At 69.9% G+C, this 20,637-nt stretch carries 20 protein-coding genes and 1 riboswitch; of the genes, 9 read left to right on the top strand and 11 right to left on the bottom strand.

Annotation, left to right across the window (positions count from 1 at the left end):
* Positions 1-2: 2 nt before the first annotated feature.
* Complete coding sequence (locus QMG86_RS18435) at positions 3-1,955, top strand: acyl-CoA dehydrogenase family protein (RefSeq protein WP_281873600.1); 1,953 nt, start codon at positions 3-5, stop codon at positions 1,953-1,955.
* Positions 1,956-1,986: 31 nt separating this feature from the next.
* On the opposite strand, the gene QMG86_RS18430 is transcribed toward QMG86_RS18435, so the two are convergent.
* From QMG86_RS18430 to QMG86_RS18420, 3 genes are all read right to left on the bottom strand, one after another.
* Positions 1,987-2,883 carry a nuclease-related domain-containing protein gene (locus QMG86_RS18430; RefSeq protein WP_281873598.1) on the bottom strand — a complete coding sequence of 299 codons (897 nt, stop codon included), beginning with the start codon at positions 2,881-2,883 and terminating at the stop codon, positions 1,987-1,989.
* Positions 2,884-2,996: 113 nt separating this feature from the next.
* Positions 2,997-4,394 carry a DUF2252 domain-containing protein gene (locus tag QMG86_RS18425; protein ID WP_281873596.1) on the bottom strand — a complete coding sequence of 466 codons (1,398 nt, stop codon included), beginning with the start codon at positions 4,392-4,394 and terminating at the stop codon, positions 2,997-2,999.
* 50 nt (positions 4,395-4,444) lie between these two features.
* Positions 4,445-6,139, bottom strand: coding sequence for a GMC oxidoreductase (locus QMG86_RS18420; protein WP_281873594.1), 1,695 nt, complete (start codon positions 6,137-6,139; stop codon positions 4,445-4,447).
* Between the two features lie 164 nt (positions 6,140-6,303).
* Between QMG86_RS18420 and QMG86_RS18415 the strand changes: the two genes are divergently transcribed.
* The 8 genes from QMG86_RS18415 to gcvP all read left to right on the top strand — a co-directional run bounded on the left by QMG86_RS18415 (position 6,304) and on the right by gcvP (position 14,973).
* Entirely contained in the window at positions 6,304-6,951 is a 648-nt protein-coding gene (locus QMG86_RS18415) for a CDP-alcohol phosphatidyltransferase family protein (RefSeq protein ID WP_281873592.1), read from the top strand.
* Positions 6,952-6,993: 42 nt separating this feature from the next.
* Positions 6,994-7,392, top strand: a complete 399-nt coding sequence (gene gcvH / locus QMG86_RS18410) for a glycine cleavage system protein GcvH (RefSeq protein WP_281873591.1) — start codon at positions 6,994-6,996, stop codon at positions 7,390-7,392.
* Positions 7,393-7,560: 168 nt separating this feature from the next.
* Positions 7,561-8,046, top strand: coding sequence for an oxoglutarate dehydrogenase inhibitor Odhl (gene odhI, locus QMG86_RS18405; protein ID WP_043690204.1), 486 nt, complete (start codon positions 7,561-7,563; stop codon positions 8,044-8,046).
* A gap of 95 nt (positions 8,047-8,141) precedes the next feature.
* Positions 8,142-8,945, top strand: a complete 804-nt coding sequence (ftsR, locus tag QMG86_RS18400) for a transcriptional regulator FtsR (protein ID WP_281873589.1) — start codon at positions 8,142-8,144, stop codon at positions 8,943-8,945.
* A gap of 159 nt (positions 8,946-9,104) precedes the next feature.
* Positions 9,105-9,578 (top strand): bifunctional nuclease family protein, encoded by a 474-nt coding sequence (locus QMG86_RS18395; RefSeq protein ID WP_040866482.1) that lies wholly within the window; start codon positions 9,105-9,107, stop codon positions 9,576-9,578.
* A 187-nt stretch (positions 9,579-9,765) separates the two neighbouring features.
* A complete protein-coding gene (locus QMG86_RS18390) occupies positions 9,766-10,323 on the top strand; it encodes a MerR family transcriptional regulator (protein ID WP_039797830.1) in 558 nt (185 codons plus the stop codon).
* A 136-nt stretch (positions 10,324-10,459) separates the two neighbouring features.
* Positions 10,460-11,812, top strand: a complete 1,353-nt coding sequence (locus tag QMG86_RS18385) for a M14 family zinc carboxypeptidase (RefSeq protein WP_281873585.1) — start codon at positions 10,460-10,462, stop codon at positions 11,810-11,812.
* A gap of 93 nt (positions 11,813-11,905) precedes the next feature.
* A riboswitch (glycine riboswitch) is annotated at positions 11,906-12,005 on the top strand.
* Positions 12,006-12,162: 157 nt separating this feature from the next.
* The gene (gcvP, locus tag QMG86_RS18380) at positions 12,163-14,973 is read left to right on the top strand and encodes an aminomethyl-transferring glycine dehydrogenase (protein ID WP_281873583.1); all 2,811 of its coding nucleotides are present in this window, start codon (positions 12,163-12,165) and stop codon (positions 14,971-14,973) included.
* 27 nt (positions 14,974-15,000) lie between these two features.
* Here the strand turns inward: gcvP and QMG86_RS18375 are convergent, their stop codons facing one another.
* From QMG86_RS18375 to QMG86_RS18340, 8 genes are all read right to left on the bottom strand, one after another.
* Positions 15,001-15,483: an SRPBCC family protein gene (locus tag QMG86_RS18375; protein WP_281873582.1), complete on the bottom strand. Its 483-nt coding sequence runs from the start codon at positions 15,481-15,483 to the stop codon at positions 15,001-15,003.
* Positions 15,480-15,821, bottom strand: a complete 342-nt coding sequence (locus QMG86_RS18370) for an ArsR/SmtB family transcription factor (protein ID WP_281873580.1) — start codon at positions 15,819-15,821, stop codon at positions 15,480-15,482. The genes QMG86_RS18375 and QMG86_RS18370 overlap by 4 nt, the downstream gene beginning before the upstream one ends.
* A 94-nt stretch (positions 15,822-15,915) precedes the next feature.
* Positions 15,916-17,520 (bottom strand): VWA domain-containing protein, encoded by a 1,605-nt coding sequence (locus tag QMG86_RS18365; RefSeq protein ID WP_281873579.1) that lies wholly within the window; start codon positions 17,518-17,520, stop codon positions 15,916-15,918.
* Between the two features lie 180 nt (positions 17,521-17,700).
* Positions 17,701-17,973 carry a WhiB family transcriptional regulator gene (locus QMG86_RS18360; protein WP_063019924.1) on the bottom strand — a complete coding sequence of 91 codons (273 nt, stop codon included), beginning with the start codon at positions 17,971-17,973 and terminating at the stop codon, positions 17,701-17,703.
* 28 nt (positions 17,974-18,001) lie between these two features.
* Complete coding sequence (locus QMG86_RS18355) at positions 18,002-18,547, bottom strand: HNH endonuclease (RefSeq protein ID WP_281873577.1); 546 nt, start codon at positions 18,545-18,547, stop codon at positions 18,002-18,004.
* 53 nt (positions 18,548-18,600) lie between these two features.
* Complete coding sequence (locus QMG86_RS18350; RefSeq protein ID WP_281873576.1) at positions 18,601-18,732, bottom strand: hypothetical protein; 132 nt, start codon at positions 18,730-18,732, stop codon at positions 18,601-18,603.
* Positions 18,733-18,858: 126 nt separating this feature from the next.
* Positions 18,859-19,395, bottom strand: coding sequence for a DM13 domain-containing protein (locus tag QMG86_RS18345; protein WP_281873575.1), 537 nt, complete (start codon positions 19,393-19,395; stop codon positions 18,859-18,861).
* Positions 19,396-19,489: 94 nt separating this feature from the next.
* On the bottom strand, positions 19,490-20,632 hold the full coding sequence (locus tag QMG86_RS18340) for an acyl-CoA dehydrogenase family protein (protein ID WP_281873574.1): 1,143 nt from the start codon (positions 20,630-20,632) through the stop codon (positions 19,490-19,492).
* Positions 20,633-20,637 lie beyond the last annotated feature (5 nt).

The following is a 20,637-nucleotide window of genomic DNA, read 5'->3' as shown; positions in this document are numbered from 1 at the left end:
ACATGACTAGCGGCACGGCAACGACGGCGGACCATCTGCGCGCAGCACTCGACGGACCCTGGGCGGCCGTCCGGGAGGAAGCCCGGACGCTGCTGGCCGGGGACGAGTTCACCGCCGATCCCTATCAGGACTACAAGGCCGCTCGGGCGCGGGTGCTCGAGCAGATGAAGGCGATCTCCACGATGGGGTTCGCCGAGCGTGGCTTCCGCCGGGAGAACGGCGGTACCAGTGAGCCTGGCGCCGCGGTGGTCGGTTTGGAGATGCTGGCGTACGCCGACCTGTCGCTGTGGGTGAAATCCGGGGTGCAGTGGGGGCTGTTCGGTGGCGCCGTGGAGAACCTCGGCACCGAACGGCACCGGGAGTACATCGAGCGCTTGATCTCGCTGGATCTGCTCGGCTGCTTCGCCATGACCGAGTCGGGCCACGGCAGCGACGTCGCGAACCTGGAGACCACGGCGACCTACGACCCGGACACCCAGGAGTTCGTGGTGCACTCGCCGACGCCGTCGGCGCGCAAGGACTACATCGGTGGCGCGGCCGAGCACGCCCGGATGGCCGCGGTGTTCGCGCAGCTGATCACGCGCGGCGAGAACAAGGGCGTGCACTGCCTGCTGGTGCCGATCCGCGACGAGAACGGCGCCGACCTGCCCGGCGTCACCACCTATGACGACGGCCTCAAGGGCGGCCTGCCCGGAGTGGACAACGGGCGCATCGTGTTCGATCACGTGCGGGTGCCGCGGGAGAACCTGCTCAACCGCTACGCCGACGTCGCACCGGACGGCACCTACAGCTCCGAGATCGAGAACCCCAGCCGCCGGTTCTTCACCACGCTGGGCACCCTGGTGCGCGGGCGGGTCAGCGTCGGCGGCGCCGCGGCCGCGGGGGCGCGAGTCGCCCTGAGCATCGCGGTGCGCTACGCGCTGCAGCGCCGCCAGTTCTCCGACCCGGACACCGGTGTGGAGACCGTGCTGCTGGATTACCGCAGCCATCAGCGCCGTCTGCTGCCGCTGGTCGCGAAGTCCTACGCGCTCGCGTTCGCGCAGAACGACCTGGTGCGCCGGATGCATCTGGTGCAGACCGGTCAGAACCTCGAGGCGGGCGCGCAACGCGCGCTGGAGAAGCGCGCCGCGGGTCTGAAGGTCGCGCAGACCGCCCACGCCACCCGCGCGATACAGGAATGCCGCGAGGCGTGCGGCGGCGCGGGTTATCTGACCGAGAACCGGCTGGTCACGTTGAAGGCGGACACCGACGTGTTCACCACCTTCGAGGGCGACAACGTCGTGCTCACCCAGTTGGTCGCCAAGGAACTGCTCACGTCCTACGCCGACGAGGTGCGTGACCTGGACGCACTGGGCTGGGTGCGTTTCGCCGCGACCATGGCCGGAGACGTCGTGCGCAAGCGGTCCGGCGTGCGCCAGCTGATCCAGACCCTGCGCGACCGCGGCGACGACTCCATCGACGAGGGCGACCTGTCGCGCCGGGCGGTCCAGCTGCAGTTGTTCGCCGACCGCGAGGATTACCTGGTCCGCACCGCGGCGCACCGGCTGCGCGCCAGGGCGGAGGAGACCGGTCCGTTCGAGGCCTTCAACAACGCCCAGGACCACATCCTGGCCGCCGGCTCCGCGCACATCGACCGGCTGGTGCTCGAGGCGTTCATCGAGGGCATCGCCGACATCGAGGATCCGGACGCGCGCGAACTCGCCGACTGGATGTGCGACTTGTTCGTCTACACCACCATCGAGGAGAACCAGGCCTGGTACATCATGCACCGGTTCATGTCGGTGGATCGGGCGAAGGCAGTGCGCCGCGGCGTGAACGAGCTGGTCGACCGGCTGCGCCCGCACGCGCTGACGCTGGTAGAGGCCATGGGCGTGCCGGAGCCGATGCTGCGCGCGGCCATGCTCGATGACGCGAGCGTCTTCCAGCGGGCCCAGCCCATCCCGGCCTCGTCGTAGCGGCCGGGCCGTCGCACGCGTTCGCGGCCGATCAGCCCGGTCCGTACGCCCCGAGCGCGGTGACCAGGAACCACAGCACCCACACGAAGGCGATAACCATGCCGATGGCCAGGACGGTGCGCATCACCGCGCGGCCCAAGTCGAGGTCGCCGGACTCCCGCGGATACAGCTTCCACGGGCTGTACCACGGCGCGCGGACGACGAAGCGGGACGCCTGCGCCTCGCGCTCGGCCTGCGCGAGTTCCTCCGCGTAGGCCTCCGCTTGGGCCTGGTTGGGGCCGCCGTGCCAGAGCGTGATGTCGATCGGGCCGAGGAAGCCCTCGTTGAGCAGTTCCTGCGGCGCGGGCAGATAGGGCAGGATACCCAGGCCGCGGAACGCGACGGCGACGTCGTTGGCCGTCCAGAGAAACTTCTCCTCGGTGGCGAGCGCGTCGAAGTAGTGCCGCAGCCGACCCGGATCGTCGCCGATGATGACGTCGAAACTCGGATCGGCCCACCGCTGCTCGAGCTGCAGCTGGGCGCCCGGCAACGGGACGAGCAGCGCGACGCCGTGCACGACGCGCTGCCCCAGACCACGGGCGGCCAGCCATTCCTGCAACGCGAAGGTGTGCTCGCGCGACTTGTCCAGCGGTGTGCGGCGATCACGGCTCTCGGTCGCGACCGGCTCGCCGTTGATGGTCCACTCGCCGTTCAAGGGGACCTCGAGGACCCCGTCCTGGCGGGCGACCAGCGCGTCGGCTTCGATCACCACGCAGCTGGTCGGCGTCCAGATCACCGCGTCGAACTGGTGCAGCCGATCCTTGTGGAACAGGCCGCAGGTGATCGTCGCGACACCGTGCGGACTCGAGGAGTCCTTCCAGGTGCGCAGCCAATCGATCAGCGTGCGCTCGGCATTCGTTCCCGCGGCGTTCTGGACTCGCACGAGCATTGGCGGCCACCCTTCACGTCGACACTCGACAGTGGACAGGATACGAGGTGCCGCAACGGATTCGCCGCGCCCGTGCCGAGCGGCGGCGTGTCGGACGCGGCCCGGCGGACGCGCTACTCCGAGTCCGCGGCTTCGATCCGGCCCGCCCGCACCGCCTCGACCAGTTCGGCATGGTCGGCCTCGGTGCGGTCGGCGTAGCGCACCGCGAACGCGGCCACCGCGGCGTCGAAGCGCTCGTCGCCGCCCAGGTATCCCGAGAGCAGCCGCGGATCCAGCGAACGGGAGTGGGCCCGGGCCAGCAGTGCGCCGGCCAGCCGTCCGTAGTCGTCGAGATCGTCGGCGGGTAGTTCGGCGGGATCGATGCTGCCCTTCATATTGCGGAATTGCCGGACGATGAACGGCAGTTCGGTGCCGTCGCCGGTCGGATCGAGGGAGGTCCAGCCCAGCAGGATGTCCGACTCGGCCTGGACCAGCCTGGCGCCCTGCACGATTCGCTCACCCTCGTGCCGCACGGTGGGGGCGGGCAGGAACGGGGCGAGCGCCGCCGGGGCGGCCTGCTTCACCTGCAGGACCAGTGCCTCGCCGTCGTTGCCGTGCAGCAGCGCGAGGTAGCTGTGCAGGCCGACGCTGCCGGTCCCGACGATCCGGAAGGCGACGTCGGACACCGCGAATCGAGTCAGCAGGGTGCGCCGCGACTCGGGCAGGGTGCCCGCGTAGCGCTCGAGCCCGCCGATCACCGCTTCCGCGACGTGCTCGTCCACCGCGGTGAGAATCGGGGGATCGCTGACGAAGCGGTGCTTGCGGATTCCGGTCTGGTGATCCTCGAGGTGCTCGGTCCACTTGGCGACCACTTTGGCGCTGGTGTTCTTGCGCGCCTTCTTGGCGGCCTTCTTGAAGTCGTCGAGCAGGGCGTCGGCCTTGGCGCGGGCGATCACCGACTCGTCGGGCAGCGCGCACCAGGACGCCATGAACGGCATCGCGGCCAGTTCGTCCACGGCGAGGCGGTAGGAGCGGGCGGCGTCGCGCGCCGCGGTGCGGCATTCGTCCTCGTCGGCGCCCGCCTCGCGCCCGGCCAGCACCAGGCCGGCCGCGAGGCGCTCCAGATCCCACTCCCACGGGCCGGGCACGGTCTCGTCGAAATCGTTGATGTCCATGATGATCTCGCCGCGTGCGGTGCCGTACAGGCCGAAGTTCGCCGCGTGCGCGTCACCACACAGCTGGGCGGTGAGCCCACTGTCCGGGCCACCGGCCAGATCGGCCGCCATGAGACCCGCCGCGCCCCGGTAGAAGGTGAACGGCGAGGCGATCATCCGCCCGATCCGCAGCGGGATCAGGTGCGGTAGCCGGCCTGCGTTGCTCGCCGCGACGAAGTCGAGCACCCCGGGGCGCCGCACGCTCGTGGCCTCCCGGTCCCTGACGATGACCGGAACCCGCTGACGCAAGGCCCGTCCGCGGGCCAGGATCTCCTCCGCCGGCACGTAGGAGCGCAGGTCGATACCACTGTCTGACACAACGGCTCAGGCTAGCCGGTGCGGTCCCGTCTCGCGGTGTGGTCTCGCACTCACTGCGCGGGAATGCGGGGCGGCGCCGGCTCGATCGGCAGGCGCAGCGCGCCCGGCGCCGCCGCGGGCACCGTGGGATGCGCCGGGGCCACCGGAGCGATGCGCCGGTAGGGCGACCCCGGTTCCGGCCTGGGATCGGGTTCGCCGCGGTTGGGCCAGAACGCCATCGCGCGCTCGGCCTGCGCGGTGATCGTCAGCGACGGGTTCACGCCGAGATTGGCGGTCACCGCCGAGCCGTCCGCCACATGCAGGCCGGGATGGCCGTAGACCCGCTGGTACGGGTCGACCACGCCGGTCTGCGGGCTGTCGCCGATCACGCAGCCGCCGATGTAGTGGGCGGTGGCTGGAATGTCGAACACGTCCATGATCAGCCCGTGGGTGTCGCCGTCGACCTTCGCGCCGAAGCGCCGGCCGATGTCGTGGGCCAGCGGGATCCAGGTCGGGTTCGGCTCGCCGGTGCCCTGCCTGGTGCGCAGCCGCCCGCGCCGGCGGTACGAAGTCAGCGAGTTGTCCAGCGACTGCATGATCAGCAGGATGACCGACTTCTCCGAGGCGTGCCGCGCGTCGAGACTGCGCAGGAACACCAGGGGGTGCAGCACGATCGCCAGCAGGAACCGCAGGAAGCGGAACGCGCCGCCGTCCACGATGGGCACCGACATCGGGAACAGGGCGTTCTGGCCCTTGCCGTAGTGACACACCTCGACGTGGGTGTCCGGCTCCGGGTGGATCGAGGAGGTGATCGCGATGCCCTCGGCGAAATCACGGCGGGCGCGGCTGACCACGTTCAAGATGGCCTCGGAGTTGCTCCGGGTCAGTTCGCCGAGCCGGGGCGACAAGTGCGGCAGCGCACCGTCGTCCCGCATCTTGTGCAGCAGCTTCTGGGTGCCCAGCGCGGCCCCGGCGAACACCACCTGCTCGGCGGTGAAGGTTCTGCTCTGCTTGCGGATCCAGCGATCCGGCCGCTGGGTGTCCACGGCGTACCCGCCGCCGGGCAGCGGCCGCACGGCGGTGGCGGTGGTCAGCGGGTGCACCTGCGCACCCGCCTGCTCGGCCAGGTGGAGATAGTTCGTGGTGGTGGTGTTCTTGGCGTTGTGCGGGCAGCCGGTGAAGCAGCGCGCGCAGTGCACGCAGCCGGTGCGGCGCGGGCCCGCGCCGCCGAAGTACGGGTCGTCGACTTCCGTGCCGGGATCACTCTCGTTGAAGAACACGCCGACCTCGGTCGGGTGGTAGGTGTCGGCCACGCCCAGGTCCTCGGCGATCTCCCGGATCACCTCGTCGGCCGGGGTCGTGCGCGGATTCGGCGCGACACCGAGCATCCGCTTGGCCTGGTCGTAGTACGGCGCCAGCTCCGCGCGCCAGTCGGTGATGTGGGCCCACTGCCGATCGGTGTAGAAGTTCGGCAGCGGTTCGTAGAGCGTGTTCCCGTAGATCAGCGAGCCGCCGCCGACGCCGGCGCCGGAGAACACGGCGCACTTGCCGAGCAGGCTGATCCGCTGCGGCCCGGTCAGGCCGAGGCGTGGAGCCCAGATCGATTTGCGCACATTCCAATTGGTGCGCGGGATGTCCTCGGGGCGCCATCGGCGGCCTGCCTCGAGCACGCCGACCCGGTAACCCTTCTCGGTGAGCCGCAGGGCGCTGACGCTGCCGCCGAAGCCGGAACCGATCACCACCACGTCGTAGTCGAATGCGGACATGACTTCCTCTCGCTCACCGGCCACACGGTGAGAAATTCTTCATATCATTCTGTCACCGCCGCGCTGTGGCGGAAACCATCCTCGCATGGGCGCGCCGCGCCGCTGTGCGGAAAATCGGCGCGTGGAGATGGCGGGAACCGGGGTCGGTGGGGTATGCACGGGTCGTGACAACCGACTCGGGCACAGCGCAACCGGAGGAGAGCGCCGCCGACGGCGCGGGGCGAGGCGTGTTCGCCGACCGCGTCCTGACCGTGCCGAACGTGCTCAGCGTGCTGCGGCTGCTCGGCGTTCCGCTGTTCCTGTGGTTGCTGCTGATCCAGCGGGCCGATGGCTGGGCGTTCGCCCTACTGGTCGCCAGCGGCGTCACCGACTTCCTGGACGGCAAGCTCGCCCGGCTGCTCGACCAGTCCTCGCGGCTGGGGGCGCTGCTGGATCCGTTCGTGGACCGGCTGTATCTGGTCACCACGCTGGCGGCCTTCGTGATCCGTGGCCTGATGCCGTGGTGGGTGGCGGCGCTGCTGGTCGTCCGCGACCTCGTGCTCACCGCCACGCTCTCGGTGTACAAACGCCGCGAACTGCCCCCGCCGGAGGTGATCTATCTGGGCAAGGCGGCCACTTTCGCGCTGATGTCCGCGCTGCCCTGGCTGCTGGCCGGGCAGATGGATTGGGCGGCCGCCGGTTTCGGGCGGGCTTTCGGCGGGGCACTGCTGATCTGGGGCACCGCGGTCTATCTCTGGACCGGCGTGCTCTATACCGGCAGAGCCATCGCGATCGCAAGAGCGATACCGGCTGTGGGGCACCGGACGGCGTAGCCGATAGAGTTTGCGTGCAACGTTCAAACGAAAGGACGGCCTGTGACCCAGACCCCCGACGATCTGCGCTACACCGAGGAGCACGAGTGGGTACGCCGGATCGCACCGACCCGGGTGCGGGTGGGCATCACCGACTACGCCCAGTCTCAACTCGGTGACGTTGTGTTCGTGCAGCTGCCCGAGGCGGACGCGGACGTGGCCGCCGCGGACAGTATCGCGGAGGTCGAGTCGACCAAGAGCGTGTCCGACATCTACGCCCCGCTGAGCGCGAAAGTCGTTGCGGTGAACGACTTGCTGAACTCGGAGCCGGAGACGTTGAACACCGATCCCTACGGTGACGGGTGGCTGTTCGAGTTGGAGGTGGCTGACGCGGCGAGTCTCGACGTGACACTCGGTGAACTGCTGGATGCCGCAGGTTATCAAGGAGTTATCGGGGGCTGAAGCAGCCTTCCCAGTTCTACCTGCACGGGTGCGGCCCGGCAGGGTACGGTCAATGCCAACAGATGCACCCGGCGGTCGTGCCGGGAATCTAGAGACTCGACGGCAGGTCGTGGTACCAGAGGTATCACCTGCTTGCAGGGATAATCAGGTTCGAGGAGGAGAGAAACGGTGAGCGAGAACAAAGACCCGGGTTACGGGGAGACCGCGGCCGAGACGACGTCGGTCTTCCGCGCGGATTTCCTGAACGAGGTCGACGCGTCGCGCTCCGGAGAGCCGACCGGCGAGCAGCCGGTCCAAGGGGTCGAGGGTCTGCCCGTTGGCGCGGCCCTCCTGGTCGTCAAGCGCGGCCCGAACGCGGGCTCGCGGTTCCTGCTGGATCAGCCGACCACGTCGGCGGGGCGCCACCCCGACAGTGACATCTTTCTCGACGACGTCACCGTCAGCCGTCGGCACGCCGAGTTCCGTCAGGACGACGATTCGTTCCAGGTCGTCGATGTGGGCAGCCTGAACGGCACGTATGTGAACCGGGAGCCGGTGGACTCCTCGGAACTGCAGAACGGTGACGAGGTCCAGATCGGCAAGTTCCGGCTGGTGTTCCTCACCGGGCCGCGCGCCCAGGTGACCGACTCGTCGGCGGGCGCGGGGAGTCTATGACAGCGTCGGCGCCGGGTCGCGCCCACTCATGAAAGGCTCGGAGTCATGAAGGACCCAGCGCTGTGACCGGTGCGGCGCAGTGGGCACGCGGAGGAATGTCGATCGGCTCCGTGCTCGACCTGCTGCGCCCCGACTTTCCCGACGTCACCATCTCCAAGATCCGCTTCCTGGAAGCGGAGGGCCTGATCCGGCCGGAGCGGACGCCTTCGGGCTACCGCAGGTTCTCCGTGGCCGATGTGGAACGGCTGCGCTTCGTACTGACCGCGCAACGCGATCAGTACCTGCCGTTGAAGGTGATCAAGGAACAGCTCGAGGCAATCGACAGCGGTGCGGCGACGCTCGGCGTGCGGGAAGCCCGCGCCCGAGCGCATTCCGTCCGGTCCGGGGCGCCGGATTCCGGGCGCGGCACGCCGGAGGCCGGACCGGCCGCACCGGATTCCGATCGTGGCGTGCGCCCGGTGGCCGCGCCTCGCCGGCTCGGCGTCGTGCCGAGCGAGATCTCCCCGGATGATCTGCGGTTCGATCACGAAATCCGGATCACCCGGGCCGATCTGCTCGATCAGGCCGGGATCGAGGAGAAGTTCCTCAACGACCTCATCCGGGCCGGCCTGATCACGCCCGGTCCGGCGGGGTACTTCGACGCGGACGCGGTCACGCTGGCCAAGACCGCCCGGGCGATGGCCGAATTCGGTTTGGAGGCACGGCATCTGCGTGCGTTCAAGCTGGCCGCCGACCGGGAGGCCGCGCTCGTGGCGCAGATCGTCGCTCCGATCGCGAAGAGCCGGGACGCGGATGCGCGCGCCCGTGCCGAGGAGACGGTGCGCGAACTGGCCGCGCTGTCGCTGACCTTGCACACCTGTCTGGTGAAGTCCTCGGTCCGGGGCTCGCTCGGGGGCTGACTCCCGGCGGGCCTCCGGTCCGGAGGTTTCGGCGACCCAACACGGTGATTTCGGCTGTGCAGACGGATCGCTGGACCGGTGCGGGTTCGCCTAGACTCGTGGTACGGCGAGCTCTGCAGCGGTCATGCCGGGCCGGCGGCGAGTATGGGAGGCAGTGCGATGAGCGAAATGCGCGTGATCGGCATCCGTGTCGAGCAGCCACAGAACCAGCCCGTGCTGTTGCTCCGGGAAGTGGCGGGTGACCGGTATCTGCCGATCTGGATCGGGCAGGCCGAGGCGACGGCGATCGTGCTGGAACAGGAGGGGGTGACCCCGATCCGCCCGCTGACGCACGACTTGATCAAGATCCTGATCACCGAGCTGGGGCACACCCTCAAGGAGGTGCGGATCGTGGATCTGCAGGAGGGCACCTTCTACGCCGATCTCGTCTTCGAGAACGATCTGCGGATTTCGGCGCGGCCGTCGGATTCGGTTGCGATTGCCTTGCGGGTGGGTTGCCCGATCCATGCCGAGGAGTCGGTGCTCGAGGAAGCCGGCCTCGTGATGCCGGATGAGCGCGAGGACGAGGTGGAGAAGTTCAAGGAGTTTCTCGAGTCGGTGTCCCCCGACGACTTCAAGGCGACCGATAGCTGAAGTAGAGGTCGAGACTTTCCCCGCGCGTCGCGTTTGGCTCGATGACGCCGCTCCCTGGACAATCGTGGGGAGTAATCTCGACAGTTGGGCCACGACCGTTTCGGCCGAATCCGCACCGATTCGGTCGGTGACGGAGCCGGGTCATCGATGAGGCTGGGAATGCGTCGGCGAAGCAAGGGAGTGGTCAGTGGCAGAGCAATCGCAGGATGTGGTACAGCCAGGCCTGTTCCCCGACGATTCGGTACCTGACGATCTGGTCGGCTATCGCGTTCCCAGTGCGTGCCAGGTGGCCGGAATCACCTACCGGCAGCTCGATTACTGGGCGCGCACCGGTCTGGTGGTGCCCTCCATCCGGAGCGCCGCGGGTTCGGGGAGTCAGCGGCTGTACTCGTTCAAGGACATCCTGGTCCTGAAGATCGTCAAGCGGTTGCTCGACGCGGGCATCTCGCTGCAGAACATCCGGATCGCGGTCGATCATCTGCGCAGCCGCGGCGTCCAGGATCTCGCGGGCATCACCCTGTTCTCCGACGGCACCTCGGTCTACGAGTGCACCTCGGCCGAGGAGGTCGTCGATTTACTGCAGGGCGGGCAGGGAGTCTTCGGAATCGCGGTCAGCGGCGCCATGCGCGAACTGACGGGCGCCATCGCCAATTTCCCCGCGGAGCGCGCGTCGGCGATCACCGAACGCCCGGAGGACGAGCTGTCGTTCCGTCGGAAGGCGCGGATGAACCGCAAGACGGGCTAGAATTCGCCCAGTCCAGCGGGAAACACCGGGAACGAACGCTTCCACGGCCGGGTGAGGCGGGCAGCCGCCCCGGCCGTGGTGTGCGACAGCGCCGTTGGCGGCGGGACGAGGGGCGGGCAGCGAGAAGGGGGGCGCCGTGCAGGCAGGCGACATCACCGGATTGGTCGGGCCGATCGGCCGGATCGACGCGTTTCCGACCGTCGACGAACTCGACGCGTTCGCTGACGCGCTCGCCGCGGGTCATCCCGACCGGGTCTCGATCACCGAACTCGGCCGGTCTCGTGGCGGCGGTCCGATCCGCGAGGTGACCGTCGGATCGGGCGACCGCCACATCCTGGTCTTCGGCAATCCGCACCCGAACGAGCCCATCGGCATGGCCACCATTCGCCACCTGCTGGGCCGGATGGCCGCCGACGAATCGGTGACCGTGGGCGCCACGTGGCATTTCCTGCTGTGCGTCGACCCGGACGGAACGCGGTTGAACGAGGGCTGGTTTCCCGGGCCGCACACCAGGACCCGCGTCGCGCGCGGCTTCTACCGGCCGCCCGCCGTCGAACAGCCCGAATGGTGCTTCCCGACCGAGTGGCACGGCCGGCGCGTCGGGGTGCCGCTTCCCGAGACCGAGGCGATGATGTCGCTGATCGATCGGACCCGGCCGGCGTTGATCGCCTCGCTGCACAACGCGGAATTCGGCGGTGGTTTCTTCTATACCTCCGGCGGCGACCCCGGGTACTGGTCCGCGCTGACGGCCCGCCTCTCCGCCGCCGATGTGCCGATCTACCAGGGCGAACCCGATGCGCCGGGCGCCAGGACACTGGCCCCCGGCGTCTTCGAACTGCCGCGCTTCGAGGCGATGGCCGATCTGCTCGCGGCCCAGGGCCTGGACGCGGTCACCGCGCTGGGCGGGGGCGGCTGCCGGGACTACGCGGCGCGCTACGGCACGGCGATCCTGGTGTGCGAACTGCCGCTGTGGGTCGACGCGCGGATCGGCGACGGTTCGGCGGGCGACCGCGTGCTGGGCGACCTGCTCGACGCCACGGCCGCCGATTATCGAGCCATGGCCGAGGTCGCCTCGGAGGTGCTCGCCCGCGTCGAGGGCGAGTTGAGCGGCCGCAGCCCGTTCGAGCGGTCGGTGCGCGCGCTGGTCGCCGGGCTGCCGGGTCTCGCGGTGAGCAGACAGACTGTGCCGGAACGGGATCGGATCGCGACCAGGGGCGAGATCTTCGTCGGGCAGTACGACTGGACCGCGATGCTGCGTCTGCGGCTGGGCGGCATGCTGCTGCGCCTGCTGGAGGACGAATACGCGCGCGGCGCGGCGCCGGTGCTGGCAGCCGAACGGGACCGGTTCGCCGCGATCTTCGAGCAATGGTGCGCGGACGTGGAGCAGAACGCACCAGGTGTCGCGGTGCCGCTGGCTCGTCTGGTGGGCATTCAAGCGGAGTCGATCATGCTGGCCGCGACGAGGCTGCGGGCGGGGTTGGCGATCTGACGGCGCTGGTCGCTCGAGTGACCAGAACAACACGGCGCGGGCGGGGTCCCGTGGCGCGCTGCGGCGTGGCGTCGGCATAAACTGACGGTGCGTCGCCGCCGTGCGGGAGAGTCTCGGTCTCGAAAAGAGCCCGAGCGCCGAAGGAGCAGCACCTCCCCGTCAATCTCTCAGGCAAAAGGACCGTGCGGGCTTCGGCGCCTCTGGAAAGCGGTGGCTTCGAGCTGCCCGCCCATGGGGAAAGGGTCTCGGCCACCGGTCGCGGCACCCGAATCTCTCAGGCGCCACGACAGAGGGGGAGGGCCGGTACCCGTCGACCGCCTGGCCGACCCCGCCCGACCTTGGGAGCTGTTGTGACTCGCTCATTCGCCGACCGCCATATCGGACCCGACCGGGAGGAACTGGCCCGGATCCTGGACGTCGTCGGCGTGGCGTCGCTGGACGACCTGGCCGCGGCGGCGCTGCCCGCGAGCATCTTGGACGGTACGGGCCTGGCCGGGCTGCCCGCGGCGGGTTCGGAGCACGAGGTGCTCGCCGAACTCGCGGAACTGGCGCACTCCAACACCGTGGCCACCTCGATGATCGGGCTCGGCTACTACGACACGCTGACCCCGCCGGTGCTGGTGCGCAACCTGCTGGAGAATCCCGCCTGGTACACCGCATACACGCCGTATCAGCCCGAGATCAGCCAGGGCAGGCTCGAGGCGCTGCTGAACTTCCAGACGATGGTGTCGGAGCTGACCGGCATGGACGTCGCCAACGCGTCCATGCTGGACGAGGCCACCGCCGCCGCCGAGGCGATGACGCTGCTGCGTCGGGCGAGCAAGGCGAAGTCCCGGCGACTGCTGATCGACACGGATCTGTTCCCGCAGACCAGAACGGTGCTCTACACCCGGGCCGAGCCGCTCGACCTGGAGATCGTGGAGGCGGACCTGTCCACCGGCGAGTTGCCCGACGGCGAGTTCTTCGGTGTCCTGGCGCAGACGCCGGGAGCCTCCGGTCGCGTCCTGGACCGGACCGGTCTGATCGCGGCGGCGCACGAGCGCGGCGCGCTGGTGGCGATCGGCGCGGATCTGCTGGCCATGACCCTGATCACGCCGCCCGGTGAGCAGGGCGCCGACGTGTGCTTCGGCACCACCCAGCGCTTCGGCGTCCCGCTCGGCTTCGGCGGCCCGCACGCCGGATACCTCGCGGTGCGGCAGGCGCAGGCCCGCCAGCTGCCCGGCCGCTTGGTCGGCGTCTCGGTGGACGCGGACGGCGCGGTCGCCTACCGGCTGGCGCTGCAGACCCGCGAGCAGCACATCCGCCGGGAGAAGGCGACCTCCAACATCTGCACCGCGCAGGTGCTGCTGGCCATCGTGGCCGCGATGTACGCCTCCTACCACGGCGCCGGCGGATTGCGGGCGATCGCCCGCCGGGTGCATGGGCACGCCGCGGCGATCGCGGCCGGGCTGGACGGCGCGGTTGTGCACGACAGCTTCTTCGACACCGTGCTCGCGCATGTGCCAGGAGGCGCGGAAGCCGTTGTGGCCAAAGCCAAGTCGCGCGGCATCAATCTACGCCTGGTAGACGCCGACCACGTCGGCATCGCCTGCGACGAGGCGACCACCGAGGCGCATGTGGCGGCCGTGCTCGAGTCTTTCGGCACCGCGGTGTCGACCGAGTCCGGTGCGTCCGCGCCGGTCGCGGCGATCGAGAACCGCACCTCGGAGTTCCTGAACCACCCCGCGTTCACGAAGTACCGGACCGAGACGGCGATGCTGCGGTATCTGCGCGCGCTGTCGGACAAGGACATCGCGCTGGATCGCAGCATGATCCCGCTCGGCTCGTGCACCATGAAGCTCAACGCCGCCGCGGAGATGGAGGCCATCACCTGGCCGGGCTTCGCGCGCGTGCATCCCTACGCGCCGGTCGAGGACGCGCCCGGCCTGCTGAAGGTGATCGCCGACCTGGAACGCTGGCTGTCGGACATCACCGGGTACGACTCGGTGAGCCTGCAACCGAACGCGGGCAGCCAGGGCGAGTACGCCGGGCTGCTGGCCATCCGCCGCTATCACCTCGACCGCGGTGACACCCATCGCGACACCTGCCTGATCCCGTCCAGCGCGCACGGCACCAACGCGGCGTCGGCGGCCATGGCCGGGCTGCGCGTGGAGGTGGTCAAGTGCCGCGCCAACGGCGACGTCGATCTCGACGACCTGCGGGCCAAGATCGCCGATCACGCCGATCGGCTGGCCTGCATCATGATCACCTACCCGTCCACGCACGGCGTCTACGAGCACGAGGTGGCCGAGTTGTGCGCGCTGGTGCACGACGCGGGTGGCCAGGTCTACGTGGACGGCGCCAATCTGAACGCCTTGGTCGGCCTGGCCCGGCCGGGCCGGTTCGGCGGCGACGTGAGCCACTTGAACCTGCACAAGACCTTCTGCATCCCGCACGGCGGCGGCGGTCCCGGCGTCGGGCCGGTCGCGGTGCGTGCGCACCTGGCACGCTACCTGCCCGGCGATCCGCTGGAAGCGGGATCGCACGCGGTGTCGGCGGCGAAGTACGGCTCGGCCTCGATTCTGCCGATCACCTGGGCCTACATTCGCATGATGGGCGCCGACGGGTTGCGCCGCGCCACGCTGTCGGCGATCGCCTCGGCGAACTACATCGCGCGGCGGCTCGACGAGTACTTCCCGGTGCTCTACACCGGCGAGCACGGCATGGTGGCCCACGAGTGCATCCTGGACCTGCGCGAGATCACCAAGCAGACCGGCGTCACCGTCGACGATGTGGCGAAACGCCTCGCGGACTACGGATTCCACGCGCCGACCATGAGCTTCCCGGTCGCCGGAACCCTGATGGTCGAGCCCACCGAGAGCGAGAACCTCGCCGAGCTGGACGACTTCATCGAGGCGATGATCGCCATCCGCGCCGAGATCGACCAGGTCGCCGCGGGCGTGTGGCCGGTGACCGACAATCCGTTGCGCGGCGCGCCGCACACGGCGGCGTCGCTGGTGGGGGAGTGGGAGCACCCCTACAGCCGGGAAGTCGCCGTGTATCCGCGCGGGCTCGCGCATGCCCGGGCGAAGGTGTGGCCGCCGGTGCGCCGGATCGACGGCGCCTACGGCGACCGGAACCTCGTGTGCGCCTGCCCGCCGCTGGAGGCTTACGCGGGCTGAACCGCCGGCTCGGGGCGTACCCCGCGGTCATCCCGCGGCAGCCGCCTTCGCGTAGGTGTTCACCAGGTCCGGCCAACCGCCCGCGCTGCCGACCGCGTCGTGCATGGATTCCCAGCCGGGGCCGTGCTTGTCGAAACCTGAGTGCACCAGCGTGACGGCGGTTCGCTCGGGAGCGAGGGCCGAGAAAGTGACATCGACGCGGCTGGCGCGCTCCGGATCGGGCTCGTGCTTCCAGTCCAACCCGATCTCCCAGGAGAACGCGAAATGGGTGGGCGGCTGCCACACGAGCACGGTTCCCCACGGGCATTCGGTGCCGTCCTCCTCACGGCCGAGGCAGCGGCCGCCCACACGCGGCTCGATCACCTCCTCGGTGAGCCGGCCGGTGCCGATGTGGTGCTCGCGCGGCCACCAGCTGTCGATGCCGGCGGTGAACACCTCGTACGCGGTCTCGATGGGTGCGTCGATGACGAGTTCGACGCGCACGTCCTTCTCGCTGGCCTGCTGTGTCATGACTGCTCCTCGCTGGTGGCTCGTTTTTCGGTGGCCCGCCGGTTCGCTTCGTCCTGAAAAGCCGACATGGCGGCCGTCCAGAAGTGCGTGAAATACGCGCGCAGCGCGTCGATGCCGGTGGGATTCAAGCGATAGACCCGGCGCGTGCCGACCGCCTCGTGGGTCACCAATCCGGCCTGTTCCAGCACCTTGAGGTGCTGGGAGACGGCGGGCCTGCTCACCGGCAGGCTCTCGGCCAGCTGTCCTACCGCGCACGGCCCCTTGCCGAGGCGTTCGAAGATCGCCCGCCTCGTCGGATCGCCCAGTGCGTCCAGTGCCGCATCTCGGTAAGTCCCCACGAACCGTAAGTCTAAACTTACCAATGCGGAATGTCTACGACGCCGGGCGAGTGACGTATGTGAATTCCGGCGGTAGCGGTCGAAAGGGCCGGGACTACGGTGTGGTGAGCGCTTGAACCACGGCGTTGCCGAAGCCGATGTCATCGGAGGTGGCCAGCCGGGTGTAGTGGCCACCGGTCTGCTGCGCCAGGGCCTGGAGTGTCTGGGTGCCGCTGCCGCCGAGCACGATCACGTCGACGCGGACGGGGCGGGCGCTGTCGGTCGCGGCGGTGATGTCCGCGGCGAGTTGGGTGCCGGTGACCGTGGAATCGTCGTCGGGTCCATCGGTGATCAGCAGCACCGAATTGGTGCGGCCCCGCGTGTACCCGGCCACCGCGCTCTTGTACGCCGCGATCAGGGAAGGATACGCCTGGTCGGCCTTGGTTTCGCTCGGGCGCACCGAGGTCAGCGCGGTACTGATCTTCGTCCGCTGGTCGGCACCGAGCGGGGCGGTGGCGGCCGCCACCCGGTACGGGGTGTTGCCGTCGAGGTTCTTGCCGAAGGTCCACACGCCGAGGCCGAAGTCGGGCGGCATCACCGTCATCGTGGAGTTCAGGGCGGCGAGGACGTTCGCCAAGCGCGTCGTCGTTCCCTCGGCGGTTCCCATCGACGCGGACACGTCGACGAGGACGGTCGATTGCACACCGAGCACGGGATTCGCCAGCGTGGCGCGCACTTTGTCGAGTGCGCCACGCGCCGGGGCGGCCGCGGCGGCCGGCGGCGCACTGCCGAAGCCCGCCGCGAGGAAGGCCTGCGCCTGCTCGGGCTTGCGCAGGTAGTCGGTGAACCGTCCGGCGATGAGGTTCTGCGTCTTGTCCACCCAGGCGCCGGACATCAGCGCGGCCGGGTAGTCGGCCACGGGTGCGGACCCGGCGGGGTGGAAGGCGGCGACGCCGGCGACACCATTCAGTTGCTGTTCGGTTGCCGCAATCGCGTGCACTGGCGCGTCCTGTGTCGTGATCTCCGCCAGCGCGGCCGCGGTGTCGGCGGACTCGGGGGCGTCGGCGGCGAGTCCGGAGATCGCGGCGACCACCTGACCGGACTGTGCGGCCTGCTCGCTCAGCGGCTCGGCGCCCGAGACCGCGGATCCGACCGCCGCGGCCGCGGCCAGCGTGGCGTCACCCGAGGGAAGAGCCATCCGCAGTCCGCCCCACCCGCTGAGCCCGATCTCGCCGAGTGAGCCCTGCTGCAATTGCGGCAGATCCGCCCACGACACGTCGGCCTGCTCCAGCGCGCGCCGCAGGTCTTCCGGCACCGCGAGCACGATCGGGCTGGCGGCGATGGACACCGGCGTGCCCTCGATCAGGCCGGGGACGCGCATGGACTCGATCGAGCGGGTCGAATCGGCGATCCACAGCGCCGGCTGCGGGCCGAGCGCCTGGTCCCACGGCTTGCCGCTGGTGAACGCCGCGACGACCGCCGCGGAGGGCCGCGCGGTCACCTCGACCTTGGCGCAGTGGTCGCGCACTTTCGGCTGGGTGGCGTTGTAGCCGTCCGCGGCGGCCCGCACCTGCGCCGCGATGCTGGGATCGGCCGTCACGTAGAGCGTCGCGGGACCCTCCACGCATTCGGCTGCCGCCGCGCTGTCCTGATCCGCCGCGCGATCACGCAGCTGGAACCAGCCGACGACGATCGCGGCCAGTAACGCAATGGCAACCACCGCGATAACCGGACCTTTGCTGACGCCCCGGGACCTGGTTCCGCTGCGATGAGTGCCCACGCGCTCAGTGTATGGTCACCCGCTCGGCGCGAATTCCGCGAGGCTTCCCCCGACCGGCACGCGCGGGAACCGCATCCGGGAGTGCCGCCGTCGCACCCGGAACGGCGCGACGGCGGGACTTCAGTGGCGGATCACTCGTCCGCGGTCGAACTCGTGCCCTCCCCAGACACCCGACTGCCCGGTGCGCGCGGCGAAGTCACCGCACGCGTCCCGGATCGGACAGCGTGCGCACACTTCGCGGGCGTAATCGAAGTCTTGTGACGGGTACGGGAACCAGGCTTCGTGGTTGGGGTCGCCGCGGCAGGCCGCCCGGTGCCACCCTCGGGAATCCGAGAGCGGGAGCAGGTCGGCCAGGGTCAGCTCCGCGACGGCGGTGGTCTCGGTGCGCGTCATCGCGATCGTCTCCTTTCTCGGGTCGTGGTCAGGTCGCGGCGAGTTGCTTCCAGATCCGGCGCTGCTGCCTGACCTGATGGGTGGGGGCCTTCGGTTCCCAGAGCAGGCGCATGCCCGCCTCTTCCGGGGTGCGGTCGGCCTTGGCCGCGTTGCACGGCGCGCAGCAGGCCACGAGATTGCTCCAGGTGTTCGGGCCGCCCCGCGACCGGGGCCGGATGTGGTCCACGGTGCGTGCCCACCCGGCGCAGTAGCCGCACCGGTTCCGGTCGCGGCGCAGCACACCCGCCAGCGTGGCCCTGCTCTCGTCGTGTACCAGCACGGTGTGCTCCAGGTAGACGTAGCGCAGCAGCCGAATCGTCTGCGGCAGCGCGATTTCCATGTGTCGCGACCGGATGGGGAAGTGCGGCTCCCGGTCGGCCACCGACTCCGCGGCTCCGGCGACCAGCAGCACCACGGCCCGGTCGGCCTTGACCTCGTCGAGCGCCTCGTAGGAGGCATTGAGGACGAGGACCCCGGTGTGTATCCAGTTGTCGGCGGTTATCGCCGCCTGGTCGGCGGCACGGAGGAACGTCATGGGAATCACCATGTTTCATGCGGAATCGAGCGAAGGAGAACGGGATACGGCGATCAGCCGATGGCCTGGAGGCGGCTGTGATCCGATTCGCCGTGCCGTGCGCGCATCGGCCTGCCGAACGTGCCGCCCGTGGCCGACGCTTGCGCCGCCCAGCTCGCCGTTCGCTTGGTCGTCTTCGAATTCACTGCCGCCCTCCTCTCACTGCTCGGGGGCCACCTCGAGGCGGTGGCCGGTGCCGAAACACATGGTGGCACAGCGCACCCGCCGTTGTCGGGTCATTTTTCGGCAGTGCGCGGCAGGGGTACGCGGGGTCAGGCCGGTCGCAGCTCGGCGGCGCCGAAGGAGACGTTGAACCGGTCGCACCAGATCGCGACGCTGGTCAGCCGGGCCAGGTCGGCGTCGGCGGGGATGGCGTAGTTCTGGCTTCCCCGGTTGCCTTTGAGCTTGCCCAGGTCGGTGTGGAGGCCGTCGTCGAAGACGAACCAGCCGTCGCGGCCCTCGCGCACCGGCGCGTCGGTGAGCCACACGTGCAGGTCGGGTCCGTCGGAGGTGTCGAGGTTCTCCACGCGCAGCACTCTGCTGCCGTCGGGCAGCCGCAGGATCACCACGCCGCCGGAGGTCGCGTGCTCGTGCGAGACGAACGTGCCCTGGGCGAGCGTGCGGGGCTGTGCGTCAGCGCCGCCCGGCGCGGGCGTCGCGGCGACCGACGGCGCGGCCTCCTCGACGGTGGTGTCGGTGAACAGCCGCCAGGGCTGGAACACGGCCAGTCCGACGCCCAGCGCCGCCACCAGCAGCACCGCGAAGACCCACGTGATCGGCGATCGAGCGATTCCGCGTGCGGACGCCATGGCTTCTCCTCGGAGCGTCGTCGAAAGGGCCGGTGCTCGCCCCCGTCCGATTATGGGGGCGAAGCGGTGGCGGCGTCGACGGAACGGATCGGCGTCATCCGAGCGGGGACCGGCCGAGCAGGACGCGGCCGGTGAAGTGGGTCTGCTTGGCACGGGGCAACGGGTGGAACAGACAGCCGTGCACGTCGCGGTAGCGCATCTCGAGTTCGCAGGTGCGGGAATAACCCAGGCCGCCGACGGTTTCGATGGCCGAGCGCACGGTGCGCACGAGCGCGTCCGCCGCGGCGGTCTTCCGGCTGAGCGTCCGGCTCGCGTGCTGATCGGTATCGGCGAAACGCAGGTTCTCCGACGCGGCGAACATCGCGTCGACGATGTCGCCCGCGGCGGTGTGCGCGGTGGCCATCTCACCCGCCAGCTGGACGGTCGGCGCGTCGGCCCGCCCCGCCGCCAGCGTGGTCGCGAGGTCGACCGCGCCGTCGGCGATGCCGAGATAGGCCGCCATCACCAGCGGCATGGCGGCGCCGAGCACGACGTTCAGCAGTGGCGGCCAGACGGTGGCGGGACGGGCCAGTGACACCGCCGCGTCGGGCACGAACACGTCCTCCAGCACGACGGTATGCGAACCGGACGCACGCAGGCCGAGGGTGTCCCAGGTGCGCTCGATCCGCACGCCGTCGGCGGCGAACGGTACGGCGCAGTGCAGCACCTGCGGGCCTTCCGGTGCGTCGTCCCAGCGCACGCTGGTCACCAAGACGGTGCCCGCCTCGCATCCGCTGGCCGGGGCTTTGCGCGCGTGCACCCGGTAGCCGCCGTCGACGCGCTCGGCGCGGCCGTTGGAGCCGACCCAGTCGGAGGCGCCGGTGCTGACCAGGATCGCGCCCGCGAGCACCTTGGCGAACAGCGGTGCGGCGTCGATGCCGTGGTTGTGCCGCCACACCTGGGCGGCGACCAAGTGGGTGTGCATCGCGAAGGCGACCGCGGTGGAGGGGTCGTGACGACCCAGTTCGCGCAGGATCTCGCCCATCTCGCGGTGGGTGACGCCGCCACCGCCGAACTCGGCGGGCACGAGGGCCGCGGACAGTCCGCTGTCGCGCAGCAGGTCGAACGCGGCGAGCGAGATCTCCCCGGAGCGGTCGCGTTCGGCGACCCCAGGACGAAGGGTCTCGCCGACGCGGCGTGCGCGGGCGATCCAGTCGATGGCGGTGGTGTCGGTGCTGGCAGGAGCTGTAGCGGTCATGTTTC

It is taken from the genome of Nocardia sputorum, assembly GCF_027924405.1.
In the GTDB taxonomy this organism is placed as follows: Bacteria; Actinomycetota; Actinomycetes; order Mycobacteriales; family Mycobacteriaceae; genus Nocardia; species Nocardia sputorum.
The sequence above is the reverse complement of the archived record's forward strand: the minus strand, read 5'-3'. Positions and strand labels throughout refer to the sequence as shown.